At 38.0% G+C, this 19,152-nt stretch carries 21 protein-coding genes; 5 read left to right on the top strand and 16 right to left on the bottom strand.

Annotated features, from left to right (window positions below; genetic code table 11):
- Positions 1-154: 154 nt before the first annotated feature.
- The 12 genes from A5N88_RS03225 to A5N88_RS03170 form a co-directional block, all read right to left on the bottom strand.
- Entirely contained in the window at positions 155-1,132 is a 978-nt protein-coding gene (locus A5N88_RS03225; protein ID WP_083953273.1) for a nucleoside hydrolase, read from the bottom strand.
- Between the two features lie 366 nt (positions 1,133-1,498).
- Entirely contained in the window at positions 1,499-1,993 is a 495-nt protein-coding gene (locus A5N88_RS03220; protein ID WP_066262982.1) for a dihydrofolate reductase, read from the bottom strand.
- Complete coding sequence (locus A5N88_RS03215; RefSeq protein ID WP_066262979.1) at positions 1,990-2,784, bottom strand: thymidylate synthase; 795 nt, start codon at positions 2,782-2,784, stop codon at positions 1,990-1,992. The genes A5N88_RS03220 and A5N88_RS03215 overlap by 4 nt, the downstream gene beginning before the upstream one ends.
- Positions 2,785-3,148: 364 nt before the next feature.
- Positions 3,149-3,739: a YpjP family protein gene (locus tag A5N88_RS03210; RefSeq protein WP_066262977.1), complete on the bottom strand. Its 591-nt coding sequence runs from the start codon at positions 3,737-3,739 to the stop codon at positions 3,149-3,151.
- 760 nt (positions 3,740-4,499) lie between these two features.
- A complete protein-coding gene (locus A5N88_RS03205; protein WP_066262975.1) occupies positions 4,500-5,276 on the bottom strand; it encodes a class I SAM-dependent methyltransferase in 777 nt (258 codons plus the stop codon).
- 71 nt (positions 5,277-5,347) lie between these two features.
- Positions 5,348-5,785 carry a BrxA/BrxB family bacilliredoxin gene (locus A5N88_RS03200; protein ID WP_066262973.1) on the bottom strand — a complete coding sequence of 146 codons (438 nt, stop codon included), beginning with the start codon at positions 5,783-5,785 and terminating at the stop codon, positions 5,348-5,350.
- 117 nt (positions 5,786-5,902) lie between these two features.
- The gene (locus tag A5N88_RS03195; RefSeq protein ID WP_066262971.1) at positions 5,903-7,039 is read right to left on the bottom strand and encodes a conserved virulence factor C family protein; all 1,137 of its coding nucleotides are present in this window, start codon (positions 7,037-7,039) and stop codon (positions 5,903-5,905) included.
- A 37-nt stretch (positions 7,040-7,076) separates the two neighbouring features.
- The gene (locus A5N88_RS03190) at positions 7,077-8,963 is read right to left on the bottom strand and encodes an ABC-F family ATP-binding cassette domain-containing protein (RefSeq protein ID WP_066262970.1); all 1,887 of its coding nucleotides are present in this window, start codon (positions 8,961-8,963) and stop codon (positions 7,077-7,079) included.
- The gene (locus A5N88_RS03185; RefSeq protein ID WP_066262965.1) at positions 8,944-9,603 is read right to left on the bottom strand and encodes an HD domain-containing protein; all 660 of its coding nucleotides are present in this window, start codon (positions 9,601-9,603) and stop codon (positions 8,944-8,946) included. The genes A5N88_RS03190 and A5N88_RS03185 overlap by 20 nt, the downstream gene beginning before the upstream one ends.
- Before the next feature lie 86 nt (positions 9,604-9,689).
- A complete protein-coding gene (locus tag A5N88_RS03180) occupies positions 9,690-10,199 on the bottom strand; it encodes a hypothetical protein (RefSeq protein ID WP_066262963.1) in 510 nt (169 codons plus the stop codon).
- Between the two features lie 110 nt (positions 10,200-10,309).
- Entirely contained in the window at positions 10,310-11,995 is a 1,686-nt protein-coding gene (locus A5N88_RS03175; protein WP_066262961.1) for a formate--tetrahydrofolate ligase, read from the bottom strand.
- A gap of 182 nt (positions 11,996-12,177) precedes the next feature.
- Entirely contained in the window at positions 12,178-12,864 is a 687-nt protein-coding gene (locus A5N88_RS03170; protein WP_066262958.1) for a class I SAM-dependent methyltransferase, read from the bottom strand.
- Positions 12,865-13,319: 455 nt separating this feature from the next.
- On the opposite strand from A5N88_RS03170, the gene A5N88_RS03165 reads away from it, so the two are divergent.
- Positions 13,320-13,538 carry a DUF3892 domain-containing protein gene (locus A5N88_RS03165; RefSeq protein WP_066262956.1) on the top strand — a complete coding sequence of 73 codons (219 nt, stop codon included), beginning with the start codon at positions 13,320-13,322 and terminating at the stop codon, positions 13,536-13,538.
- Between the two features lie 219 nt (positions 13,539-13,757).
- Here A5N88_RS03165 and mntR read toward each other — a convergent pair whose 3' ends face one another.
- The gene (gene mntR / locus A5N88_RS03160) at positions 13,758-14,183 is read right to left on the bottom strand and encodes a transcriptional regulator MntR (protein WP_066262948.1); all 426 of its coding nucleotides are present in this window, start codon (positions 14,181-14,183) and stop codon (positions 13,758-13,760) included.
- 722 nt (positions 14,184-14,905) lie between these two features.
- On the opposite strand from mntR, the gene cspD reads away from it, so the two are divergent.
- Positions 14,906-15,112 (top strand): cold-shock protein CspD, encoded by a 207-nt coding sequence (gene cspD / locus A5N88_RS03155; protein WP_066262946.1) that lies wholly within the window; start codon positions 14,906-14,908, stop codon positions 15,110-15,112.
- Between the two features lie 178 nt (positions 15,113-15,290).
- Here cspD and A5N88_RS24015 read toward each other — a convergent pair whose 3' ends face one another.
- Both A5N88_RS24015 and A5N88_RS03150 read right to left on the bottom strand, forming a co-directional pair.
- Complete coding sequence (locus A5N88_RS24015) at positions 15,291-15,470, bottom strand: zinc-finger domain-containing protein (RefSeq protein WP_083952993.1); 180 nt, start codon at positions 15,468-15,470, stop codon at positions 15,291-15,293.
- 28 nt (positions 15,471-15,498) lie between these two features.
- Positions 15,499-16,158, bottom strand: coding sequence for a reverse transcriptase-like protein (locus tag A5N88_RS03150; protein ID WP_066262945.1), 660 nt, complete (start codon positions 16,156-16,158; stop codon positions 15,499-15,501).
- A gap of 374 nt (positions 16,159-16,532) precedes the next feature.
- On the opposite strand from A5N88_RS03150, the gene A5N88_RS03145 reads away from it, so the two are divergent.
- Positions 16,533-16,934, top strand: coding sequence for a reverse transcriptase-like protein (locus A5N88_RS03145; protein ID WP_066262943.1), 402 nt, complete (start codon positions 16,533-16,535; stop codon positions 16,932-16,934).
- Positions 16,927-17,850, top strand: coding sequence for a DMT family transporter (locus A5N88_RS03140; RefSeq protein ID WP_066262941.1), 924 nt, complete (start codon positions 16,927-16,929; stop codon positions 17,848-17,850). The genes A5N88_RS03145 and A5N88_RS03140 overlap by 8 nt, the downstream gene beginning before the upstream one ends.
- Before the next feature lie 389 nt (positions 17,851-18,239).
- On the opposite strand, the gene A5N88_RS03135 is transcribed toward A5N88_RS03140, so the two are convergent.
- Positions 18,240-18,521: a DUF6123 family protein gene (locus tag A5N88_RS03135; protein ID WP_232317511.1), complete on the bottom strand. Its 282-nt coding sequence runs from the start codon at positions 18,519-18,521 to the stop codon at positions 18,240-18,242.
- A 354-nt stretch (positions 18,522-18,875) separates the two neighbouring features.
- Between A5N88_RS03135 and A5N88_RS24665 the strand changes: the two genes are divergently transcribed.
- On the top strand, positions 18,876-19,028 hold the full coding sequence (locus tag A5N88_RS24665; protein ID WP_157090587.1) for a hypothetical protein: 153 nt from the start codon (positions 18,876-18,878) through the stop codon (positions 19,026-19,028).
- Positions 19,029-19,152 lie beyond the last annotated feature (124 nt).

The raw sequence follows: 19,152 nt of genomic DNA, 5'->3' as shown, positions 1-19,152 counted from the left end.
GAGAACATCCGGATTCGCATATTATTAGGATACAAGCTAAAAGTAAGGGGACGATTTTTTTCAAAGTAGTCACCCCGCTTTACAATTCCTTTTATTATATCATGTTATAAAGCAACTAAAAAATTTTGTGATTTTTTAAGATTTATAGACATATTTAATGTTCATGATTTATAGGAATCGATTTAAATGTTTGAATCACTTGAGAAATAAACTGAGAATAATCAAACTCTTTGGCAACATAGTGAACAGGCCAAGACGCTTTCATTAATATATTCCGAAAATCCCCCAGGCTTTGGCCAAACCCTTCCCCTTCTTCAACCAAAATACGTACGGGCACAGGTTCAAATACAATTTTCTCGCGATTCTCGAGTGACCATAGTGCTAGTAAATCGTGCATCGGACTGCCTTCTATTTGAGGTGACCTGCTTTTATAAAACCGATAATAAAAGTCAACCATTGGCTTAATAATCATCCCAACCTGATTATTTGTAAGCCTATAATAACGATCTAAATCATTTACCATTTGCGGAGTCAAAATGGCATGACTGGTTACATCGAGAGGCACGATATGGGTTTTAATTGGAGATTGTTCCAGTATCAGATTTACTGCATAAGGATCACTATAAAAATTTGCTTCAGCCTTAGGTGTTACATTCCCTGGGGAGTGAAACGCACCTCCCATTATGTAGATATCTTTAACCTTTTTCATCATTTCCGGATACAGTATAAACATGGTAGCAAGGGATGACAGCCTGCCAGAACAAAAAAGGATGATCTCATTTTCATACTTTTTAATAAGAGAATTAATCTCATAAAAATTTTCAAAGTCAAAGGTGAACATATCAGGGCTAGGCACAATGGGGCCTAATCCTGCAGGTCCGTGAATATCAGGATAATAAGTAGGACTCTTACCTGTCAAAGGAACCGCTGCACCTCCAAAGGCAGGAATATTCTCTTTCCCAGTCAATTTTTTTAGAAACCGCACATTGCGGAGAGCATTTTCCTTTGAGATATTCCCATAATCTACCACAATGCCCACCATGTCAATTTTGGTGCTGAAAAACGCATATAGAACGGCTAATATATCATCAACTCCAAAATCACTAAAGAATAGCAGCTTTTTTTTGCCCAAACCGCTCAATCCTTCCGAATTCAAATAATAGGGTTTTAAAATAGAGAACATCCTTGGAAATAAATTCCTATACCCTAATAAATATGAATAATTTTTTAAAAAATGCAGTAATGATGAATAGTGATTCTCTATAATGAAGCGGTTCAATCATACTAATTTCTCCTGAATGCTGCCTTAATAAAAAAGTCTCTTTTCGTTGTTAATTGACACAACTAAAATGATGTATTATCAAGATAGGATTAAAAGATGTGAATAGCTTTGGAAAAAATCCCACGAAGACAGACAACATAAGAAATGATGTGTTGTACGTAAAACAACCTTCTATGCGAAAACAGCGTAAAAAAAAAACGGATCTAAAAGATCCGTTTACGGGTTAGAAACTCGTTCATATACTTGAAAAAAGTAATCATATGGATTTTCTGCATTGCGCGTTCCTTTTTCATTTGAAATCAACGTCCAATCTGTCCAATCAAGAATTGGGAAATAAGTATCTCCTTCAAATGTTTCTTCAATTTTTGTCACATACAAGCGGTCTGCTTCAGAAATAAAAAGACCAAATATCTCAGCTCCGCCTGTTATAAAAACTTCTTGCCGAGTTTCTTCTGCCCATGCTAACAAATCATTTTTTGTATGTAAGACAAGGCATTCTTCTGCATGAAAATCAAGGTCTCTCGTTAAAATAATATTTTTTCTTCCAGGGAGAGGTCTGCCGATCGATTCATATGTCTTCCTTCCCATTACAACCGCATGGCCCATTGTAGTGTTTTTAAAATACTTCAAATCTTCAGGCAGTCTCCATGGAAGGTGATTGTTCAATCCAATTACTCCCTTTTTGTCCTGAGCCCATAAAAACGATATCATACACTTACGACCCCCTTAATATGCGGATGAGGATCATAGTTCTCAAGTTGGAAATCCTCAAAGTTAAATTCAAGTATGTTTTTAATATCCTCATTTATTTTCATCTTAGGAAGCTTCCTTGGTTCTCTTGTTAGCTGCTCCTTTACTTGCTCCAAATGATTCAAATAAATATGGGCATCACCTAAAGTATGTATAAATTCTCCAGGCTGAAGACCGCACGCCTGTGCCATCATCATTGTTAAAAGGGCGTAAGAAGCAATATTAAAGGGAACTCCAAGAAAAATGTCTGCAGATCTTTGATACAATTGGCAGGAAAGCTTTCCATCTGCAACGTAAAACTGAAAAAAGCAATGACATGGAGGCAGAGCCATTTGATCAATTTCACCGACATTCCATGAGCTTACTATTAAACGTCTGGAATCAGGATTACTCTTTATCTGCTCCACGACATCCTTAATTTGGTCAACATTGCTTCCATCAGATACAGACCATGATCTCCACTGATGTCCATAAACTGGCCCCAGTTCACCTTTATCGTCAGCCCACTCATTCCAAATACGTACACCGTTTTCCTGAAGGTAACGGACATTTGTGTCCCCCTTCAGCATCCAAAGCAATTCATGAATAATGGATTTCAAGTGAAGTTTTTTTGTCGTTACCAGTGGAAAACCCTTTTGTAAATCAAACCTCATTTGATATCCAAATACACTGATCGTTCCAGTTCCTGTCCGATCTCCTTTCTTTATTCCGTTTTCTAGCACATGATGACAAAGGTCTAAATATTGTTTCACCTTCTATCCCCCTTATTTTTCTTATGTGTAAATATAAAGCATATACGTTATTTTAACATATCAAGCTTTATATATGTTTTCTCGTTTCATTTTCATTTACATAAAAAATTGGATAATAAGAAGAAGACTGTGCGAAAAAATCTTAGATTTGACTTTTTCCTTAGGAGAAAGAAATAGGTTTTGTTAAAAGTCTCTGCTGCTTTTTAGCTCATTACTTTTAAGGTGAGCAGAAAAAAGGGAATGAACTAAAAAAAGCACAGCAAAAGATACTGCTTCATGCTCACCCCTTTGCCGCACTTGTTTTTTGCTCTTTAACTCTTACCTGTTGTATTGCCCTCCAATTGCCCATATGCAAAATTAAATTTTATACGCTCATCCACTTTGGAGGTGTATTTTTATCCCAATATATCGACCCTAAATGATTATGGGCTTGATACTGATCGAATTTAGTATGGTAGTGAAAATTAAAATAGTACCCATCTAACGGAGGATGATCCCTTCTCACATGAAAACGAATGACATCATTCCCATTTTCACGATCATAAATATGAAAGATTTTTTCTCCATTTCCGCCGCTTGGATGTTCTGTTATCTCAAGAGAAGCCAGCTTTTCTGTCGGATATTGCTTTATGGTTTGGTTAATCGCCTTCTGAATATTAGGTAAAATCATTTCCCTGAACTCATCTTCTATAACAGGTTTAATCTTCGGGCCAAATTTATCATATGATTGTTTTTCAGCAGCGGTCATCATTTTGTCCAATAATTCTCGATGGTCTAATGTGTTTTCCTTCGCCGTTTGAATGGCACTATACTGATCATTATTAAAGTAACGATTATAGTTTTGCTGGTCTGCTTGTTCATGTTTTTGGTTCCATATCGCATGTGAAGGTGTCACTATTCCAAAAGATAAAATGGAAACTAATACAACCAGCGATTTTTTTGCCCATTTTTTCATGTGAATCCCCTCAAATCCCTTGAATACTTCCAACTTTTCCGAAATTAAAAATTTCTTTTATCCCCAAAAAAATTTACAATATAGATTGGATATAAGCTTTTTATAAATTGGCTATTCATTCCCGCTCCAGGCACTCACTTTCCGAGGTGCAAACAGGGAGCCACCACTGCATAAATCATTTGCGGGGTCTCCTTTTTCCTGCTTGTCCTGCCGGAGTCTAGTGCCTTCCCCTCCAATAATTAGAGCGAAAACCACAAATAACCATTTTTTAAATCAATATATATTTTTATTAATTGTACACTTGTCTTTATGAATTTTAAATTAAAAGGTTTCATAATCTATAAATAAGGTAAAAAAGTAATAGAATTGCTACAATATCATAAAAAATCATTCAAGATGGAATACTTATTATACAGGGTGAAATTTTGTATAAAATAGTTCTTTAAGCCTGCCAGCAGCGGAAATTAACTTGGGGGAACAACATTAACTTTGATTTTTGTTGTAGGCATAAAAAAAGAAAGTTAAAGAAGTATAACAGGAGGTTCCAAATGGTATCCATTCTTATTCTCATAGGAATAGTTATATTACTGGGATATTTCACCTATTTAACAATCACTGATTAATTAGAAAGCCAAGCATTATGGCATTCGATGACCAAAAACCAAAATCTATCTTTCTGCTTCTTTCACCAAGGCTCTTTTTCAATTTATGCGAAAACAGTCTTCACCAAAAAAGGAGGAAGCACATTGCATTCCTCCTGCTATACATCCATATATCCAAAATGGAACTTAGAGCTTTTCCTTTTCATAACATGAAAACCGAGTTCAGCAAATCGTTCAGATTTAAAATGATCCTTAAGTACAATTCGTTTTTTAGCAACCCTCTTGGCTTCCATAATAACATCATTCGTTAGCCCGCCATATAAAGCGAGCTCCCTTATCCCCTCGATCCCTTTTGATTCTGTGATGGTCTCTTCAAACATAGGATCAAGATAAACAACATCCACTGAATTTTCCGGCAGCGTTTTTAACAACTCCTGATAGGTAATGTGAAGTGGTTCTATCCTTTTCATGGCCTCATTCATTTCCATTAAATCTGAATTCCAGCTCTGCAGTCCCTTTTTCACAATAAAGTGGAGATACTTATTTCCTTCTGCTGCTAGAATTCTTCCTTTTTCCCCAACAATAAATGAAGCTACAATACTATCAGAGGCAAGTCCCATTGTACAGTCGAGCAGACTCATCCCGTTCGTCAATCCTGCTGCCTCAATAAATGGGTCCTTTTCCCCCATTAAGAGCCTTTTAATTCTAAAACTGGCTGAGTTGGGGTGAAAAAAGAAAGGATATTCTTTATTTTTAAAATAAAGCTCTATCCTTTCCTTTCCTACCACCATACTTGAACTGGAAGATGCTTTTACCATCAACTTCTCAATAGAAATGCCGTTCCTAGGCTGAAAAGGAATGCCTAACTCACCAGCTGCCTTTATTGCTTCATTAATTAGGCGGGTGTTAAACCTGCCTGCAGTCGTAACAAACATCCTATTTCATCACCTTAAAATATAGGCTGACACCCTTTTAAAGCTTTCGGGCTGCCAGCCAGTGGTTGTTATTATTTACAATATTTATTTAATGCACCTGTTATATTCTCAACAATTTCCTCAACATCATGGCCTTCAATTTCATCTCTTGGAATAAAATGCAGCACTTCTTTTCCTCTCACCATTGCCATAGAGGGCGATGAAGGTTCATAACCCGTAAAATATTCTCTCATTTTAGCCGTCGCTTCTTTATCCTGACCTGCAAATACAGTCACTAAATGATCCGGTTTTTTCTCATTTTCAGTCGCAGCCATTACGGCAGCAGGTCTAGCAAGGCCGGCTGCACACCCGCATACAGAATTCACCACAACAAAGGTAATACCTTCAGTAGACTCCATGAAGGATTCTACTTCATCCGGTGTAAGCAGTTCTTTAAAGCCTGATTGAGCAAGCTCCTCTCTCATTGGTTTGACTATTTGTTTCATATACTCTTCATATGCCATTGACATTTTATTTTCCTCCAGTTCATTTTATTATTTTGGCTTTGCTCATTACATTTGATATCATGCACATTTGGCATGATTGAGTATTGGCAAAGCTCCATTTCAACAGGCTATTTCAGTAGTTTAAATTTTCTCTTCTGACAATTTATTTCGAGCCTGTGTCATTTGTTTCCAAACAGATCCTTTTGCTTCTTCTCCTCCTTTAATTCTTTCTATAGCCATTTTGACTTGAAGCTGTACTTCAAACTCAGAATCGCTTTCAGCAGCTTCTAACGCAGGCAAAACAGATTCATCGCCTTCTTCGTAGAGAAACATGGCAGCTCTCCACCTGACAATTTTGCTTTTATCTTTTAATGCGTCTGCCATCGGTTCCATCGCTTCTTTAAAACCAAGGTCAGAAAGAGCATCACCAGCTGTTCTCCGGACTGTTACCACTTTGTCCTTCAGTCCGTAATATAATAATGGGAGCACTCTTTTATCTTTTATCATTCCAAGATAGACAACAGCCAATCTGCGGATGGATGACTTTTGATCCGTGATGGCCTTTTCCAGTACAGGCAGATCTTCAATAGAAGGATCCTCCATTTGTTCAAGAAGCTGATATCTCTTTCTCCAATCCTCTTCCTCTAGCATTTCAGGAGTAACCTTCAGCAATTTCTTTCTAGTCATACTGGCATTGGAATGTTTTGCTGTGTCAATGATTGCAGCCAGACGCTTTTCAGGATAAGCGGCAATAAGCTCCTCTGTAACCTCCTTGCCAATTTGATCTAAATCACCGTATCTTACCCCGAGTTCTTTCCATTTTCTTAGTAAAACATAATTGTCACCTTCCAGCTGGGCGTCCTGCATGGCTGCTGTAAAATACACGGGGAGCCCGAATCGGCGTTCTTGCTCTCCATCTGATAGCTTAATTTGTAAAGGAATACCTTTGAACAGCTGTACAAAAACGTTTACCTCACCAAAGTGCTCATTTACTTTGTGAGCATTCCTGTCGTCTTGTTCCTCTTCGCCAAATGCACTTCGAACTTTGGGCAGAATTTCCTGCCAGTCAAATTTTCCGTTCCGTTCAACCGCAAGAAAATCAGCTACATGGTATACTCCTTTTACACCTTCAATCTGCAATATTGCCTGAATAATGCCGGGTGCACCAGATGCTGTCTCTTTTTTATAATTGGAGCTTTTTCCCGGAGGCAATTCCTCCGTCAAAATTACTTTCATTGTATTGGGACTTGGAGTAGGTTCAATTGCCTTTATATTCACATTTTATCCACCTTTCTCTAAGGTCTGGCTGATTAGCTTATCCCTCTGCTACTTCAGAAAGATAGCTCCACCTCTCTATTAACTCTTCTAAAAGTTCATTTTGCTGATTCATTTCTTCCATTATGGATTGAGCCCTTTCAAAGTCACTGCCAATCGAATTCAACTCATTTTGAAGGGCCTCAATCTTCTCTTCCGTTTCCAGAATTTTGTCATCAATGCTTTCCCACTCAAGCTTTTCCTTATACGTCATTCTTTTCTTCTTAGGTTCTTCCTGTTTGGAAAGAGAATCAGCAGGCTTGATTTTTTCTTTTTTCGGTTCCTGCTGAAGAGCTGTTTCCGTTAAATAATCACTATATGAACCGTAGTAATGGTCAATGATGCTGTTTCCTTTAAAAATGATCAGCTGCTCAGTGGATTTATCCAAAAAGTAACGATCGTGAGATACCGAAATGACGACTCCCGGAAATGTTTCTAAATAATCCTCAAGAACGGTTAATGTTTCTGTATCCAAATCATTGGTTGGTTCATCCAATAGCAGAACATTTGGCTTACCCATTAAAAGCTTCAATAAATAAAGTCTTCTCTTCTCGCCGCCTGAAAGCTTGCGGATCGGGGTGCCGTGTGCTGATGCTTCAAATAAAAAACGCTCCAGCATCTGGGTGGCAGAAATGGTTTCCCCTTCCTTCGTAGTCACTACTTCCCCGAATTCACGAATATACTCAATCATTCGTTTGTTTTCATCCAGTTCTTCATTCTCTTGTTTATAATAAGCAATTTTAACCGTTTGTCCAATAATCAGCTCTCCTTGGTCAAGAGTTAAATTACCTGCTAATAAATTCATAAGCGTAGATTTTCCGCTGCCGTTTTTCCCTACAATTCCAATTCTGTCTCCAGGCTTGATGAGCCAGTTAAAATCAGAGAGTATCGGTCGTTCATCGAATGACTTATAAGCGTGCTTAAATTCAAAAACCTGTTTCCCGAGGCGGCTGCCTTGAAGCGAAATATCCACATTTTCTCTTTGTGCAAGATTACCCAGATTTGATTCTAAATTATTAAATCGCTGAATTCTTGCTTTTTGTTTTGTCGACCTTGCTTTCGCTCCTCTGCGTATCCAGGCAAGCTCACGCCTGTACAAATTTTCCCGCTTTGCTTCAGCCTTCGTTTCCTCTTCTATTCTAAGAGCCTTTCCTTCCATAAAAGCTTGATAATTCCCCTTATAGGAATAAAGCCTTCCATGATCCAATTCAAATATCCTGTTTGTCACATGATCCAAGAAATACCGGTCATGCGTTACAAGAAGTACTGCACCAGCATATTTTCCAAGGTAATCCTCAAGCCACTTAATGGTTTCATAATCAAGGTGGTTAGTAGGTTCATCCAGTATTAAAAGCTCTGGTGTCTCAATCAACACCTGGGCTAATGCCACACGTTTCTTTTGCCCTCCTGATAATTCAGCTATTCTTTTGGAGAATTCCTGAATTCCCAGCTTCGACAAAATCGTTTTGGCATTAGAGCTGGCATCCCATGCATTTGCAGCATCCATTTGCCGTTGTATGTTAAAATAGTTTTCCTGAAGACCGGTGTTTGAAGGGTCCTTTTCTAGCTGTATGAGAGCCTCTTCATATTGCTTTAATAATGTAATGACAGGTGCTTTACTTTGGAATACCTGTTCTAATATGGTTAAATCCAAATTCAGATTTGGATTTTGTGATAAATAAGCAATTGCATAATCATTAGGGTGAATCATTTGACCGGAGTCCGGGTCATCGATCTTGGCAATGATTTTTAACAGGCTGGATTTTCCGGTTCCATTCACACCGATTAAACCAATTCGTTCTTTTTCTTCTATGTGAAATGAAATTCCTTTAAACAGTTGTTTTTCACCGTATGATTTTGTTACATCTTCAACTGTCAGAGACCTCATATTGACCATTCCATTCTTTATAAAATTGCGATAAAAAATCTCCCATAAATTGATGCCGCTGCTCAGCAAGCTCCTTTGCCGTTTTGGTATGCATGCGGTCTTTTAACAAAAGCAGTTTTTCATAAAAGTGGTGAATGGAAGAGGATTTTCCATTTCGATATTCCTCAACACTCATCCGTACTCTTACACCAGCTTCCGGATTATATACGGGGCTTCCTGCTTTCCCTCCATAAGCAAAGGTTCTTGCAATCCCTATTGCACCAATAGCATCAAGCCGATCTGCGTCTCGAACAATTCTTGCCTCAATCGACTGAAGCTCTGATTCATTGCCTCCCTTAAAGGAGATTGTCTGGATAATCTCTTCAATATGCTTCCGTTGAATTTCCGTAAGCGGTATTGACAACAGGAAATCATGAAGCTTTTGTTCCCCTATTTCCCTTGTGTCATTCAGCTTTTCATCTGTGATATCATGGAGGAGAGCAGCCATTTCAATGATAAAAGCGTCACCAGCATCTTCTTTTTGACGTATGTAATTCGCCAGCTTTCTGACACGGTCAATGTGGAACCAATCATGACCGCTTGAATCCTTTCCAAGCTCGTTATGTACAAATTCCTCTGCTTTCTGAATCAATAATTCCATAAGAGTCTCCCCCTCCCTTTCATTTTAACATGAATCCTCGTGGGAAAGTTTGGACATGTATATTTATCATAAGGGTCTATTATCTTTCAGTCAAAAAATCGGTAATCCAACTTTTGAAGGGTTTTGACTACATGATGAAGCACATCCAGCAGGTCATCCATCATAGCTTCTGTAAATAATCGGTTAAAAGAAACAATGAGAGCCTTGCTTTCTCCATTGTGAGAAGATACTCTTTCAATTTCTTCATAGATTCTCTCCGGTCCCCACAGCTGTTTTATTAATTGGCTGTATGAGAGGGACTGATTTTGATTTACATGCCAGGAGAATTCAATTGTAACATAAGCCCCTTGGTCCAAATGACCAACTGCAGGGAGAAGCTCTGCAGCAATATGTTCCAGAGTTGAATCGACCCGAATCTCTGCCGAAACATTGGAAAAGTGAGTGAGGGCGATTCTTATGCTAAAATTCCTTGACATCGTGGCAAGATCAATCAGATCTTTCCTGCCCTTTACAACCGCTTCACCGCTCATATCCAAATCATACGCAGCTCCATCCAAAACGACTTTCATATTATCGAACGCAGTAGGATCATACATCCATATTTACCTCCTGTCTCTTTTTTGGTCTTCATTCTAATAATCAAGAAAACAGGGAGAATGATGCAGCCCCCTGTTTTCTCGTATCTTTCCAATCAATGCATATGACCTTAAAATAAACCTATTGCTTTACCTTCTTCTGACACATCCATTTGATATGCTGCAGGTTTTTTCGGCAAGCCAGGCATTGTCATAACTTCGCCGGTTAGAACCACAATAAACCCTGCTCCAAGCTTGGGTTTCATTTCCCTTACGTGAATTGTAAAATCACAAGGCCGCCCCAGCTTTACAGGATCATCAGAAAGGGAATATTGGGTTTTCGCCATACAAACTGGTAAATGGCTCCACCCTATATCGTTAAATTGTTTCAGCTGCTGTGAGGCCTTTACAGAAAATTCAACATGCCTGCCTCCGTATACCTTTTGTACAATTGTTCTTATTTTTTCATCCAAAGGTAGATCTTCATCGTATAAGAAGGAAAACGTGCCTGAATTATTTTGAATTGCCTCAAGAACCTTTTCCCCCAAATCCAATCCCCCTTTTCCGCCTTTTCCCCATACTTCTGTGAGAGAAACAGAAATGGAATGCTTTTGGCACCATTCCTTTAACAAAGTAATTTCCGAATCCTTGTCACTAGAGAAGCGGTTGATTGCAACTACAAAAGGCAGATTGAAGTGGCCGATTGTTTCAGTATGCTTCTTAAGATTCTCCAGGCCTTTTTCCAACGCGGATACATTCTCTTTTTGAAGCTCGTCTTTAGCAACTCCCCCATGCATTTTTAATGCACGAATCGTTGCCACAATGACTACGGCTGAAGGAGAAAGCCCCGCGGCCCTTGACTTAATGTCTAAAAACTTCTCGGCACCTAAATCTGCTCCGAAACCCGCCTCTGTTACAACATAATCGGCAAGCTTTAAAGCGGTCTTAGTAGCGATAACACTGTTGCAGCCATGAGCGATGTTGGCAAATGGGCCGCCATGCACAAAAGCTGGAGTATGTTCAATCGATTGGACAAGATTAGGTTTAAGCGCATCTTTCAAAAGGAGCGTAAGAGCACCTTCCACTCCCAGATCTTTAACCGTAATAGGTTGTTTATGTATGTTATAGGCAATGACCATTCTTGACAATCTCTTTTTTAAATCCTGTAAATCAGCCGCTAAGCATAAAACTGCCATTATTTCAGAAGCAACAGTGATATCAAATCCGTCTTCACGTGGGACTCCCTGGCCTGGTCCTCCAAGTCCTACCACAATTTGGCGAAGGGCACGGTCGTTTAAATCCACTGCCCGTTTCCACAATATTCTGCGCTGATCCACTTGCAGCTCATTCCCCTGATGAATATGGTTATCTAATAAAGCAGATAATGCATTGTTAGCAGTTGTGATCGCATGAATGTCACCTGTAAAATGCAGATTTATTTCTTCCATAGGTACGACCTGGGAGTACCCTCCGCCAGCTGCTCCGCCCTTCATTCCCATGGTTGGTCCAAGAGAAGGCTCCCTTAGAGCAATCATCGTTTTTTTTCCAAGTTGCTGAAGTGCATCTCCTAATCCGATGGTGACTGTTGACTTCCCTTCACCGGCGGGAGTAGGATTAATTGAAGTAACAAGAATAAGTTTTCCTTCAGGCTGAGATTCAACCTCTTTCATTTTTTCGAATGATATCTTTGCTTTATATTTTCCGTAAAACTCAATATCGTCTTCGCTTAAACCAAGCTTTGCAGCAATTGCACCAACTGGCAGCAATGCAGCCTTTTGGGCAATTTCAATATCCGATATTACTTTTTCATTTGACATTTTCTTCCCTCCAAAAATGACCGCCATGCTAACTATATAAATGATTTCATTATATACAAAAAAAGTGCAAAAGGGTATCCTTCACTACGTGATTCCTACACGAAAATTCGAAAATAACACCCCTTATGAATGAGGAAAAAGCATATCCTATGAAGAAATATGCCAATAAACTGTTGTATCAGTTATATTCTTTTAAACATAAAAATCGTCAAAAAAGTTAGGGCCTGCTTTAATTCATTCGAGAGGTCCTTCAGCATCTGAGGATCAACCCCTCTTTTAAAAACATGCTTTTCCGCTGTTTTCTCCCATCCTGTCTCCGTTGCCAGTCTTTCAAATTCCCATGGCATCATGGTATTGCAGATAACATCGGTGCCCACTAATCTTTTATAGCTATTGATCCTTGGCATAGCTGTAGGTCCCAGTATGGCAAAGCACCCAAATCCTCCTTTCCTTACAATTCTTTTCATTTCATTAAGCCCATCTAAAGGAAATTCAATCCACTCTAATGAATTTATCGCCATTACAGCGTCAAATGACTCTTCAGGAAAGGACGTATTTGTGAAAGAGCCTTCTAAAAACATTGGATGGTTTGACTGCATTTGTTTTTCGTACAGCCTTGCTTTGTCAATCATTTCCTTTGAGAGATCTATTCCGGTAACCTTATATCCTTCCCGGCTAAGCAAAAGTGAACCGTAGCCATCACCACACCCCATATCTGCTACAGACCCCACTGGAATGTACTGTTTTATAAAAGGGACAATTTCTTTTCGGCTGCCCTTTGTCCAATTGTTTTTGCTTGCTGCATGCCAGTCATCTGCCTTTTCATCCCATTGTGTTTTTGCTGCTTCACTCCAGGAAAAACGATTCATACATATCCTCCCAATTCAATTTTTGTTTCTTACTGTAACTCTTGAAAAATGGCACTGTTTATCTGCCTTATGATTTTGGCTACCTACTTTCAAAGGATTATTCCGTGTGTTGTCTGCCTTCACGGCAACAGAGCAAAAATTTAACATTACATGTTTGTTTTTTACTCAGATGTAGAAAACTAATGAAATATTATTTTTTGGCTTTGTTAATCTTGTGTGTTGATTTCTGCTGCAGGCACTCGCTTTCATCGGGTGGCAGGGGAGCCTCCTCGCCGCATGCTCCTGCGGGGTCACTCCCACTATACTTAGCAGAAGTTTTGCGTATCTGCTCAAATCAACATAGGTTTAAAACTCGCATTGCTTTTTAACAGAGCTATTTTTTAAAAAAGGATCTGCTAAACCTCCATGATTTTGATTGGAGTGGAATTAAGTCTGAGAAAAAGGAGAATAAAAGAATGGAAAGCATTGAAAAAGTACAAAGAAACCTTCATGGAGATATTGTTAGCTTCCAGACGTCACAGGGACGAATCATCTCTTACCAAAAAGCCTTAATTGAAGCAGAAAACAGACTATTAAGCGGAATAACAATAGAGAAAGATTCCAACGGTGCCGTGCATCTGGCTAATGCGCAGGATGGAGATGAGGACTTTTTGGAATATCCTCCAATTTTTTAGATTGTCTTTGTCAAAATATATAGTAATAACTGCTTTTTTTAGTTCATTTCCTTTTTGAAAGGGTGTGAAACGGCCGTTTCAAAGGAATGAACTAACATGAAAAAAAATCCTTTAGCCGATACTCGCTGGAGCTAGACAGAGCCTACAACGATAAGTAACATATAATAAAAAATTTTATACTTTTTCCTTCAAAAAAGAACCGTTTCATAACGGTTCTTTCTATATTCCTTCTTCATTTCTTTGCTGTATCAGCTTCAATGTTTTAATTTGATCTGGATTTTCCTCGAAAAATTGCAATAAATCACCGATGCGGTCAATAGAATTCCAGCTTAAGTGATGCTCAATTCCTTCAACATCCTGATAGATATTTTCTTCAGCAACCCCAATCATATTGAGAAATTGCTCCAATAAATCATGGCGGTCCACTAAACGCTTACCAACCTTTTTCCCTTTTGACGTCAGCACCAATCCTCTATACTTTTCATAAACAAGATAATCATCTTTATCCAGTTTCTGTACCATTTTTGTAACGGAAGAGGGATGGACAGACAGCGCTTCAGCTATATCTGAAACCCGCGCATATCCTTTATTCTCAATTAATAAATAAATTTGTTCAATATAATCTTCCATACTTGGTGTTGGCATCCCTTAACCCCCATTAAACCTTAAAACATTAATAAGTACCGGCTTTCTAGCCAAAAAACTTTTCAGTATTCATGTGTAAATAAATGCTTTATAACAAAAAGTACCTAAGCTGGTTATGTAACTGAACCCCTTACATACAATCATCATAGTAAAGTTTACTATAATTGCCCGATTTGTACAAGAATACTCGAAAACAGGGTGAATTTTAAACCTATAGTCTCTATTTTACAACAATAGATTTTGTATTAGAATTTGTACATCTTAGGAAAAGATGATGCGATGACTGACAACATAAAGTTTTATCTTATAGGCTCTGTTATAGGACGCTGTTGTTTTTTAGCTCATTCGTGTGAAACGCCGTTTCACACGAATGAGCTAAAAAACGAGCAGTTATCAACATTAAACGTTAACACAGCATCTTATAAAGATAAAGCAGCAAATTCTTGCGGAAACACTCTTATGCCAAACTGCACACCTTTCACTCAATTTAAATTATTATTTAATTCTAAAAATTAAAAAATATTGATGCTGAATTCTTGACTCACCGTATGGGATATTGTATGCTATTTCTAACATTAATCTATCTGAATTGTTTTCTTATTTCTTTAAAAAACCCGATTTAGGATGGCCTTACTAAAATAACAGATCAACCAGAAAACATTCACGATTAATGTCAATTTAGACGGACAATTTGTCCTTTTGATTTAGGAGGATTAAGAAACATGCAAAACGGTAAAGTAAAATGGTTTAACAACGAAAAAGGCTATGGCTTTATTGAAGTTGAGGGTGGAGACGATGTATTTGTTCATTTCTCAGCTATTCAGGGAGAAGGCTTCAAAACCTTAGAAGAAGGCCAGGAGGTTTCTTTTGAAATTGTCGAAGGAAATCGCGGACCTCAAGCAGCTAATGTAACAAAACTTCCGCAATGATAATATGAACAAGGCTGACTTTGATGTCAGCCTTTTTTTATTAGGCTGTGTTAAATTTCAATGTTGATAAATGCTCGTTTTTTGAAAATAGCCATAACCTTCTGGGGCATTAAATTTTTATCGTTGAGATGCAAAATAAAGAAAAATGTCTGTCAGCAAAAATCTATGAAAACAGCCTTTATGATTTTAATTTTTCTCCATAATCCTTTAATTTAGATCCCACTGTACATTGCGAAATGCAAAAACGGTGTGCAAATTTCTTCCCATTCTCCTTGCGAAAATGAGCTTTTAACAGACAGTCTTCACAATATGTTGTAAGTACCTCATCCAATTCTTTTATTATTTCTTTTCGATTCATTTAATCAGACCTTTCATCTTTAACACGGTTATTCGGTTATAGTAGCATGACTATGAATGATTTTATTATTTAATGCCTGAGAGGCCAATTGATCCGCTTCTTTATTTTCTTTTCTTGAAATGGGTGTATAGGAGGCCTTTAACCCCAGCTCCTTTATTTTTTTCTCAATTCGGTCCAGCCAGCGGTTTAAATTCTCCTCAAGACACGGCCATTCTCCCTCAAGCTGTTTTAACACACCAAGTGAATCTCCTTTAATCGAACAAGGAGTATGTTTAACACCAAGTTCCTCCAGCAACAAGATGGCATTGTACAGAGCTGCATATTCTGCTTCGTTATTTGAATCCAGTTCTTGCAGGATGGAATTGCTTCTAATTCTATATGTTTTTTGACCTTTTTGATAGTATATTACCATTCCAAGCCCTGCTTTTCCTTGTTCAAGATCATAACCGCCATCAAAAAAAACGACAATATCATGAGGCTCTTCTTCAAGAACTACCTTTAATTTTAAAAATTCTTTTCGATTCCACTCATTCCCCATTTCATCTATTACCGTCAAATTTGCAGCTCTTCCGGTACGCAAGAGATCCTCCAAAATGCGTTCCATTGCATTTTGTGACGTCCATTCCGATTCAAAAACCAATGCCTCTGTTTTAGGGCCTTTATAGATCCATTTAAGCTTAACTCTCATACACTTTCCTCCTTCTCTTTCTATTTCCAGCATTTTTGTTTGCGTAGTCAAAAACAGCTAAGCTTATGCAGACCTGTCAGTTCATTGTCCGTTTATTATTTATCATTCCACTTCTTGGCTTTTTATAAGCTTGCTTCCTTCATATTTTTGCACTGTGTTTTTCTTCTGAATATCGTGTTGAACTCAGCTCCAATCAACACTTTATTAAGGAGCTCCGTTTTTTAGCTTTTCACAACAATGTGCTGTAATTGAACTGTGATCAACATAAAAAGAGCCTTTTCAAAGAACACAATTGTTGAAGAAACGCATTTTTTAAAAATATATCAATTCCATGTGGTAAACTCTTCATATAACATTCTAAGGAGTTGTCAGCTTTGGCAGAACTTTATATTGACGGGGCAAGCGCGGGTGATCCGGGTCCAAGCGGTGCTGGAATATTTATAAAGAACAATGGGCAGGTTCAGCGATACTCCATTCCACTTGGTTTGATGGAAAATCATGAAGCTGAATTTACGGCATTGATAAAGGGGCTTGAAATTTGCCTGGAACAAAACTTTACTTTTGTTTCTGTCCGCTCTGATTCATCAGCTGTTGTAAATGCGGTTGAAAAGGGATTTGCAAAAAAAGAAAAATATCGAGCCTTACTTGAACGCACATTGCATTTAACTGAAGCGTTCGAATTGTTTTTCATTAAATGGATTCCAGGAAAAGAAAATAAAACAGCCGACGAGCTGGCTAAAAAAGCTGTCCGAATGAATGAGGTGGGGCATGAATAAAGGAAAGATTTATGAATGCTTATTACTATTTATTGCATTCGTTTGGGGCGCTACCTTTGTGATTGTTCAAAAGGTTGTGGCAGCCATTCCCCCGCTCACCTTTAATTCAATCAGATTTTTTCTTGCCGGGCTTGCTATGCTTCTAATTTATTCACTCTATGAAAAAAACAAACCGCCATTTTCCTGGAAATCTCTGTTATCAGGTATCATTCTTGGCTTTTGCTTATTTATAGGATATTCTTTTCAAACCATCGGACTTTTGTATACAACTCCAGCCAAAGCTGGCTTTATTACAGGTCTGAGTGTTGTCATGGTCCCATTAATCAGCTTCCTTTTATTTAAAAGGCGTCCATCGGGCATAGCCGTTTTGGGATCAATCCTTGCTGCCGGTGGACTTTATTTACTAACCGCAGCCAATGTATCTCTGTTCTCTCTGGGGAATTTTCTGATGCTAATATGTGCCATTGGGTTTGCCTTTCATATTGCATTAACGGATCGCGCCGCAAAGAATAATAACGTATATTTTATCACAACAGTACAAATATTTACCGTTTCGTTTTTATGCGGGATTGGAGCCATCTCTTTTGAAAAATGGCAGCATGCTTTTCATTATGAAAATATTAGTACATTGGAAGTACTATTTGCATTTGCAACCACTGCCTTCATCGGAACAGCAGCTGCTTTTCTCATTCAAACCATTTCTCAACGGCATACTTCACCCACCAGAGTCGGAATTATTTTAACAATGGAGCCTGTATTTGCTGCTATTACTTCCTACCTTTGTATCGGGGAGACATTGACGCTGTCAGGATTACTGGGCTGTATCATGATATTCCTGGGAATGATGATTTCAGAATTACAAGGCTTTATTAAAAAGAGCAGGAAGAAGGCAATAAATGAGAAGAAAGCTGTATAAACGTCCGTGTTTTTCGTAAAGTGGATAAATTTATAATGATCCGTTTTCATGACATATTTCGGTATGTTATTTACATAGCTTATGTTTAATCTTATATACAATAGCAACAAGGGTAACGAAAAGATCCTATCAGAATAATTCTAAAAATAAGACTTTGATATAGGACTCTGTTGTTTTTTGCTCATTTTACAGTAAAGAAAGGAAAACAACGCAAACAAGTTTGCGTTGTTTTCCTTTCTTTACTGAAACCTATCAGCTGAGCTGATAGGCGAGTGAAACTAATGTTTCACTCGAATGAGCTAAAAACGAGCAGTTTTCAATATAGAATTTTAACAGAGCAAAAAGTAAAACAAAGAGATTCTACTTTTGAATGCTCGTTTCCTTCCTAACTAAGCAGGCAATAACCCTTTTTCACGAACAAAGCGGTATGCCTGTTTTTTATTTTCGACATGATTCTGCTGAAAAAATTCTAAAAGCGACATATAAAAGCTTCCGTCAAAGGTCTTCTGGGTCTTTAGCGTAATCTCAATTGCTGCCTTAATCAGTGAATCCTGAGCCTGAGTATACTGTTTCCCAAAATAAATAAATCCGATGACATCCTCTTGAAATTTAAAGCCTTTTTCACGAAGATAGAGTAAATAATCATCCAGTGACAATTCCCCGTTGCTCAATTACATTCCTCCGCTCCCTTGAACTCAATTTTATTTTACACTAGTATCAGTCTTATTGCCAAATAGTTGAAACTACAGCCGGTATTTTAAATTGGCTCTTTTAATAAACTTGGGTGCTATTTGGCACTAAAAATGTTAAAAAATTCATGTTCAGTATTAAAACCTGTGAATTGTTTACGAAATAATGCCGCGAAGACAGACAATATCCGAAAAATTCTTTGTACGTAAAGCAGCAACTATTTCAAACTGCTTTTTACAATTTTCTTAAACCAGCCATTAAATAACATTTCTTAAAATAAGGGCTATTAATTTTTGCAAATGGGGAATATAGTAAGGATAATGGAGGTGAAAAATATGGCTATAGGAAAACGCCGAACCTACGGCAGCATTTCGCCTGGTGCCCACCCGGAAGGATGGGGGCAAGATACTGAGTTTGCTGAATTATATGAAGCAATTAAAAATGATTCGGAATCGTCCGCAGCTCCTGAGGAACCACTAGAAAAATAAAAGTCATATTTTTCACTCAAAAAAGCAATCGGCCTCGCCGATTGCTTTTCTCTACTGCATAAACAAATAAATTTTGTTAACCAATGCAGTTTGTGATCATCTCCAGCGCCTCTCGGTAAACGGA

The organism is Heyndrickxia acidicola (genome assembly GCF_001636425.1).
GTDB lineage: Bacteria > Bacillota > Bacilli > Bacillales > Bacillaceae_C > Bacillus_AE > Bacillus_AE acidicola.
This window is presented reverse-complemented; position numbering and strand designations above follow the sequence as displayed.